Origin of the sequence: Streptomyces glaucus, from assembly GCF_039533365.1 — a bacterium.
Classification (GTDB): domain Bacteria; phylum Actinomycetota; class Actinomycetes; order Streptomycetales; family Streptomycetaceae; genus Streptomyces; species Streptomyces glaucus.
This window is the reverse complement of record NZ_BAAATK010000026.1, coordinates 88,382-95,572: the sequence shown is the minus strand read 5'-3', so window position 1 is coordinate 95,572 and position 7,191 is coordinate 88,382. Positions and strand designations below refer to the sequence as shown.

At 74.6% G+C, this 7,191-nt stretch carries 5 protein-coding genes; all 5 read left to right on the top strand.

What is annotated here, in order from left to right; translation table 11 throughout:
• Positions 1 to 1,186 (top strand): resuscitation-promoting factor (locus ABD363_RS20080; protein ID WP_344605483.1); only part of this gene is annotated, 1,186 nt, incomplete at its 5' end.
• A 20-nt stretch (positions 1,187 to 1,206) separates the two neighbouring features.
• Positions 1,207 to 2,112 (top strand): 16S rRNA (adenine(1518)-N(6)/adenine(1519)-N(6))-dimethyltransferase RsmA, encoded by a 906-nt coding sequence (rsmA, locus tag ABD363_RS20075; protein WP_344605481.1) that lies wholly within the window; start codon positions 1,207 to 1,209, stop codon positions 2,110 to 2,112.
• Positions 2,109 to 3,002 (top strand): 4-(cytidine 5'-diphospho)-2-C-methyl-D-erythritol kinase, encoded by an 894-nt coding sequence (locus ABD363_RS20070; RefSeq protein ID WP_344605479.1) that lies wholly within the window; start codon positions 2,109 to 2,111, stop codon positions 3,000 to 3,002. Before rsmA ends, ABD363_RS20070 begins: the two co-directional genes overlap by 4 nt.
• A 387-nt stretch (positions 3,003 to 3,389) precedes the next feature.
• Positions 3,390 to 5,201 carry an ABC-F family ATP-binding cassette domain-containing protein gene (locus ABD363_RS20065; RefSeq protein WP_344605477.1) on the top strand — a complete coding sequence of 604 codons (1,812 nt, stop codon included), beginning with the start codon at positions 3,390 to 3,392 and terminating at the stop codon, positions 5,199 to 5,201.
• Between the two features lie 234 nt (positions 5,202 to 5,435).
• Positions 5,436 to 7,181 (top strand): outer membrane protein assembly factor BamB family protein, encoded by a 1,746-nt coding sequence (locus ABD363_RS20060; protein ID WP_344605475.1) that lies wholly within the window; start codon positions 5,436 to 5,438, stop codon positions 7,179 to 7,181.
• The last annotated feature ends 10 nt before the right edge of the window (positions 7,182 to 7,191 follow it).

Here is a 7,191-nt window from a genome sequence, read left to right as displayed (position 1 = left end):
GCCCGCCCACCGGCCGCCCGCGCCGCCGGTGCGGCCCGGCGCCGGGGGGCGGCGGGCCGCGCACCGGCGCGGGGCCCGGCACACCGGGCGCGTGGACGGCCCGGTGCGCCGGCTGCTCCCGCAGGCGCTGGTCGTGGCGTTCCTCGCGGGCGGCACCACGGCGTTCGTCGCCGAGGACAAGGCGATCGAGCTGAGCGTCGACGGCAGGCCCCGCACGCTGCACACCTTCGCCGACGACGTGACCGAGCTGCTCGCCGAGGAGGGCGTCGAGGTGGGGCCGCACGACGTGGTGGCGCCCGCGCCCGGCGCGGAACTCGGCAGCGGTGACGAGGTCGCCGTGCGCTACGGCCGCCCCGTGCGGCTCACGCTGGACGGCCGGCAGCGCGAGGTGTGGACGACGGCGCACACGGTGGCGGGGGCGCTCAGGCAACTGGGGGTGCGCGCGGAGGGCGCCTATGTCTCCGCGTCGCGCTCCCGGCGGATCGGCCGCGCGGGGATCGTGCTGCACGTGCGCACCGAGCGGGCGGTGACGGTCACGGCCGACGGCCGGACGCGCACCGTCCGCACCAACGCGGCGACCGTGCGCGAGGCCGTCGAGGAGGCCGGCGTCGCCCTGCGCGGCCGGGACGCCACCTCCGTCCCGCAGGACAGCTTCCCGCGCGACGGACAGACGGTCGGCGTGCTGCGGATCACCGACCGCGAGGAGGTCCACGAGGAGCTGATCCCGTTCCGGGTGCGGCGGACCGGCGACCCCTCCCTGCCGCGGGGCACGGAGGTCGTCGAGCAGGCGGGACGGCCGGGCCTGCGCCGGGTCACGTACGCCGTGCGCACCGTCGACGGGGTCCGGCAGCGGCCGCGCCCGGTCAGGTCCGAGGTGGTGCGCGAGCCGCGCCCGCGGGTGGTGCGGGCCGGTACGAAACCGCGGCCGGCCTCGGTGCGGGGCGCCGACCACCTGAACTGGCGGGGCCTCGCGGAATGCGAGTCCGGCGGCCGGTCCGACGCGGTGGACCCCTCGGGCACCTACGGCGGCCTGTACCAGTTCGACATCCGCACCTGGCGCAGCGTCGGCGGACGCGGCCGGCCGCAGGACGCGCCGGCCGCGGAGCAGACGTACCGGGCGAAGAAGCTGTACCTGCGGCAGGGGGCGAGCCCGTGGCCGCACTGCGGGGCGCGATTGCACGGGTGACCCACGGCTACCCTTGGGGCGTGAGCAGCCCCACCCCCGACGCCCTGCTGGGCCCCGCCGACGTCCGCGAGCTGGCGGCCGCCCTCGGCGTACGCCCCACCAAGCAGCGCGGCCAGAACTTCGTGATCGACGCGAACACGGTCCGCCGGATCGTCCGCACCGCCGGCGTCCGCCCCGACGACGTGGTGGTGGAGGTCGGCCCGGGACTCGGCTCGCTCACCCTGGCGCTGCTGGAGGTGGCCGACCGGGTCACCGCCGTGGAGATCGACGACGTCCTGGCGGGCGCGCTGCCCGCCACCATCGTGGCCCGCATGCCCGAGCGCGCCGACCGCTTCGCGCTGGTCCACTCCGACGCGCTGCACGTCACCGAGCTGCCCGGCCCCGCCCCGACCGCGCTGGTCGCCAACCTGCCCTACAACGTGGCCGTGCCCGTCCTGCTGCACATGCTCGACACCTTCCCGAGCATCGAGCGCACCCTGGTCATGGTCCAGTCGGAGGTCGCCGACCGCCTCGCCGCCGCGCCCGGCTCGAAGGTGTACGGCGTGCCGTCCGTGAAGGCCAACTGGTACGCCGAGGTCAAACGGGCCGGCGCCATCGGCCGCAACGTCTTCTGGCCCGCGCCGAACGTCGACAGCGGGCTCGTCTCCCTGGTCCGCCGCGCCGAGCCGATCAGGACCACCGCGTCCAAGGCCGAGGTCTTCGCCGTCGTCGACGCCGCCTTCGCCCAGCGCCGCAAGACGCTGCGGGCCGCGCTCGCCGGATGGGCCGGGTCGGCGGCCGCGGCCGAGGCGGCCCTGGTCGCCGCCGGGGTGTCGCCGCAGGCCCGCGGCGAGTCCCTGACCGTGGCGGAGTTCGCGCGGATCGCCGAGGCCGCGCCGTCGCGGGGGGCCGCCCCCGCATCCCCGAAGGAGTTCCAGGAAAAGTGAGCGTGACGGTCCGCGTCCCCGCCAAGGTCAACGTGCAGCTCGCGGTGGGCGCCGCCCGCCCCGACGGCTTCCACGACCTGGCCAACGTCTTCCTGGCGGTCGGCCTGTACGACGAGGTCACCGCGGCCCCGGCCGACGAGCTGCGCATCACCTGCGCGGGCCCGGACGCCGCCCAGGTCCCCCTGGACCGGACGAACCTGGCGGCCCGCGCCGCGCTCGCCCTGGCGGCCCGCCACGGCCGCGAGCCCGCCGTGCACCTGCACATCGCCAAGGACATCCCGGTCGCCGGCGGCATGGCGGGCGGCAGCGCGGACGGCGCGGGCGCGCTGCTGGCCTGCGACGCGCTGTGGGGCACCGGCGCCTCGCGCGAGGAACTGCTGGAGATCTGCGCCGAGCTCGGCAGCGACGTGCCGTTCAGCCTGGTCGGCGGCGCGGCGCTGGGCACCGGGCGCGGGGAGCGGCTGACGCCCCTGGAAGTGGGCGGCACCTTCCACTGGGTGTTCGCGATGGCGGAGCGGGGGCTGTCCACCCCGGCCGTGTTCCGCGAGTTCGACCGTCTCGGCCAGGGCCGGGAGATCCCCGAGCCCGTCGCCTCGCAGCCGCTGATCGACGCGCTGGCCAAGGGCGACGCCGACGCGCTCGCCGCCGCCGTCTCCAACGACCTCCAGCCGGCCGCGCTCTCCCTCTTCCCCGAACTGGACCGCACCCTGGCGGCCGGCCGCGCCGCCGGCGCCCTCGCCGCCCTGGTCTCCGGCTCGGGCCCGACCACGGCGTTCCTCGTCCGGGACGCGGAGTCCGCGGCGCGGGTGGCGCGGGAACTGCGGGCCTCGGGCACCTGCCGCACGGTGCGCACGGCGACGGCGCCGGCGCCGGGGGCGACGGTGCTCTGAGGGGCGGCCCGCCCGGAGCCCGCTCCGGGCCCGCTCGTAGTGAGATCCGGCAGGGTGAACAGGTCGTCCACGGTCCAGCCGTCCCGCGGCGGCACCGGCCACGGGACGCGGTGCTCCACGGGCTCGGCGGTCATGGTCCCTCCCCTGGACGGGATCCTGCGACCGGCCCTCCCCCGTAGCGACCGCTTCACGATCACATCACCGCAACGAGTGGCCCTCCCCTGAACTCCGCTCCGCCCGCCCGTCACCCGCCACCGCCCCGGGCGGAGGGGCTCCGCCCCGCCCGTCCGTCACCCGCCGCCGCCCCAGGCGGAGGGGCTCCGCCCCGCGCCCTTGCCCGAAGGCCCTACGCTTGAAGGCTGACCGACCCCCGGGAGCAGGAGAGAAATGGCCGTCAACCTGGTCAATGTCGAGAACGTCAGCAAGGTGTACGGCACCCGCGCCCTCCTCGACGGCATCTCCCTCGGCGTCTCGGAGGGCGACCGCATCGGCGTCGTCGGCCGCAACGGCGACGGCAAGACCACCCTCATCCGGATGCTCGCCAAGCTGGAGGAGGCCGACTCCGGGCGGGTCACCCACTCCGGCGGCCTGCGCATGGGCGTCCTCACCCAGCACGACTCCCTCGACCCCGCCGCCACCGTCCGCCACGAGGTCATCGGCGACCTGGCCGACCACGAGTGGGCGGGCAACGCCAAGATCAGGGACGTCCTCACCGGCCTCTTCGGCGGCCTCGACCTGCCCGGGTTCCCGCAGGGCCTGGACACCGTGATCGGGCCCCTGTCCGGCGGCGAGCGGCGGCGGATCGCGCTCGCCAAGCTGCTCATCGAGGAACAGGACCTGATCGTCCTGGACGAGCCCACCAACCACCTCGACGTGGAGGGCATCGCCTGGCTCGCCGGGCACCTGCGCGAGCGGCGCTCCGCGCTGGTCTGCGTCACCCACGACCGCTGGTTCCTCGACCAGGTCTGCACCCGCATGTGGGACGTCCAGCGCGGCACGGTCCACGAGTACGAGGGCGGCTACTCCGACTACGTCTTCGCCCGCGCCGAACGCGAGCGGATCGCCGCCAGCGAGGAGGCCAAGCGGCAGAACCTGATCCGCAAGGAGCTGGCCTGGCTGCGGCGCGGGGCGCCCGCCCGCACCTCCAAGCCGCGCTTCCGCGTCGAGGCCGCCAACGAGCTGATCGCCGACGTCCCCCCGCCCCGGGACAGCGGCGAGCTGATGAAGTTCGCCTCCTCCCGGCTCGGCAAGACCGTCTTCGACCTGGAGGACGTCACCGTCCAGGCCGGGCCCAAGGTGCTGCTCAAGCACCTCACCTGGCAGCTCGGCCCCGGCGACCGGATCGGCCTGGTCGGCGTCAACGGCGCCGGCAAGACCTCCCTGCTGCGGGCGCTCGCCGACGCCGCGTACAGCGAGGGCGAGCGGCAGCCGGCCGGCGGCCGGATCCGCGTCGGCAAGACGGTCCGGCTCGCCTACCTCTCCCAGGAGGTCGCCGAACTCGACCCCTCCTGGCGGGTGCTGGAGGCCGTGCAGCGGGTGCGCGAGCGCGTCGACCTCGGCAAGGGGCGCGAGATGACCGCCGGGCAGCTGTGCGAGACCTTCGGATTCGGCAAGGAGAAGCAGTGGACGCCGGTCGGGGACCTGTCCGGCGGTGAGCGGCGCCGGCTCCAGCTGCTGCGCCTGCTCATGGACGAGCCCAACGTCCTCTTCCTCGACGAGCCCACCAACGACCTCGACATCGAGACCCTGACCCAGCTGGAGGACCTGCTCGACGGCTGGCCCGGCTCGATGATCGTCATCTCCCACGACCGGTTCTTCGTCGAGCGCACCACCGACCGGGTGTTCGCGCTGCTCGGCGACGGCACGCTGCGGATGCTGCCGCGCGGCATCGACGAGTACCTGGAGCGGCGCCGGCGGATGGCGGAGGCCGCGGCCGCCGCCGCGCCGGCCCCCGCCGCGGCCAGGGCCGACCGGCCCGAGAAGAGCGCCGCCGACCAGCGCGCGGCCAAGAAGGAGCTGCAGAAGATCGAGCGGCAGCTCGACCGGATCGCCGAGAAGGAGACCGGGCTGCACGCCCGGATCGCCGAGCACGCCACCGACTTCGCCAAGGTGGCCGAACTCGACGCCGAGCTGCGCGAGCTGGCCGGTCAGCGCGAGGAGCTGGAACTGCGCTGGCTGGAACTCGCCGAGGACGCCTAGGGGCACGGCGGCGTGCGCGAGCGCCCGGCGCGCGGCGCGTGAAAGGGGCGTGAAGGCGCGTAACAGGGGCATCACGGGCCGGTCCTCCCTTGGGAACAGGGGCGGACACGGCCCGGTGCGCTGTCGGCGGCGAGTGATAGAAAGAGCCGTCTGAGAACAGACCGAGAACGACTCTGGGTCCATCACGTACCTCAGGGCGTGGCGAAAAATCAGTGAGTAAGGGGGAACGCGCTGATGACTCAGCCGCCCAACCAGCCGCCGCAGCCGGGTGGCTTCGGAGCGCCGCAGAACCAGCCGCCGTCGGGGAGCGGCTTCGGCGCTCCCCGGCCTCCGCAGACCCCGCCGCCGCCCCAGACCCCGCCGCCCCCGCAGCCCGGATACGGAGCTCCGCAGCAGCCCGGCCCGTACCACCAGCCGGGCCCCTACGCCCAGCCGGGTCCGTACGGCCAGCCGGGTCCGTACGGCCGGCCGGGCCCGTACGGCCCGCAGCCCGGGTACGGCTACCCGCAGCAGCCCGGCCACCCCGGCACCCCGCCCGGCGGCGGCTCCCGCAACCCCTTCAAGAACAAGCCGGCGCTCGCCGTCGCGGCCGCGGTGGCGGCGCTGCTGGTCATCGGCGGCACGGTGTTCGCGGTGACCGGCGGCGACGACCGGGACGGCGGGAAGCCGGTCGCCGGGCGGAGCGACGACGCCAGGCCCACCGCCTCCGACGCGCCGGTCGACCCCGGTGACGGCAGCGGCGACGGCGGCGAGGAGCCGGAGGACCTCAACGCGGGCCGCCAGGCCGGCGAGGCGCGGGTGCTCTGGTACAAGGACGCGCCCGACGCGCCCGGTTCCGGCGCCGACGCCCCCGGCATGTGGATCACCGACGAGGTCGCGGCGAAGGCGGCGTACAAGCAGCTCTTCGCCTACGGCGTCAAGGACGGCAAGCCGGCCTGGGACCCGATCGCCTTCCCGCAGAAGATCTGCGCGGCCACCCCGCAGAAGACGGCCGACGACAAGATCGTCGTCGCGTACATGAGCGGATCCAGCGACCGCGCCGAGTGCAACCAGCTGCAGGAGATCGACCTCGGCACCGGCAAGAAGGGCTGGAAGGGCGAGGTCGCCGACGGAGCGCTGTTCGACAGCACGCTCCAGATAGAACTGTCCATCACCGGCAAGACGCTGATGGTGGGCCGCTCCCAGTCGGGCACCGCGTACAACGTGGAGACCGGCGCCAGGATGTGGGACAAGAAGCGGTACGGCGAGACCTGCTTCCCCACCGCCTTCGCGGGCGGCGAGAAGCTCATCTCCGTGGCGTCCTGCGGGGCCGGCGGGGCCGACGAGCACGACGAGGTGCAGGAGCTCGACCCGGCGACCGGCCGGGCCAGGTGGACCCAGAAGTTCGACAAGGGGTGGCGGGTCGCGCGCACCTACTCCGTCGACCCGCTGGTGGTCTACAGCACCAACGAGGACAAGAAGGCGTGGAACATCTCCGCGTTCACCGCGGGCGGCAAGCTCCGCTCCCAGGTCGGCTTCGACGAGGACTTCGCGCCCGAGTGCGGCTGGGCCATCCTCCAGCGCGACCTGCAGGGCTGCCTGGGCGTGGTCGCCGACGCGAACACCCTCTACCTGCCGACCAAGGCGACCACCGGGGCGAACGAGATCGTCGCGATCAGCCTCGCCACGGGCAAGGAGAAGTGGCGCGTGAAGTCCCCGGCGGACGAGTCGATGCTGCCGCTGAAGACCGAGGGCGGCGACCTGATCGCGTACGTGCAGCCGTCGTACGACGCGGGCGGCCGGATCGTGTCGATCCCGACGGGCGGCGGCAGCCACAAGCCGGCCAGGCTGCTGCAGAACCCGCAGAGCGCCGCGGACGTGGAGAGCGGCTTCTTCGCCAAGGACGTCGACTGGGTCGACGGGCGTTTCTACCTCTCGACGACCCGGCTGACCGGCAACGACGACACGAGGGAGAAGCTGATGCTCGCCTACGGCAAGTGACCTTCTCCCG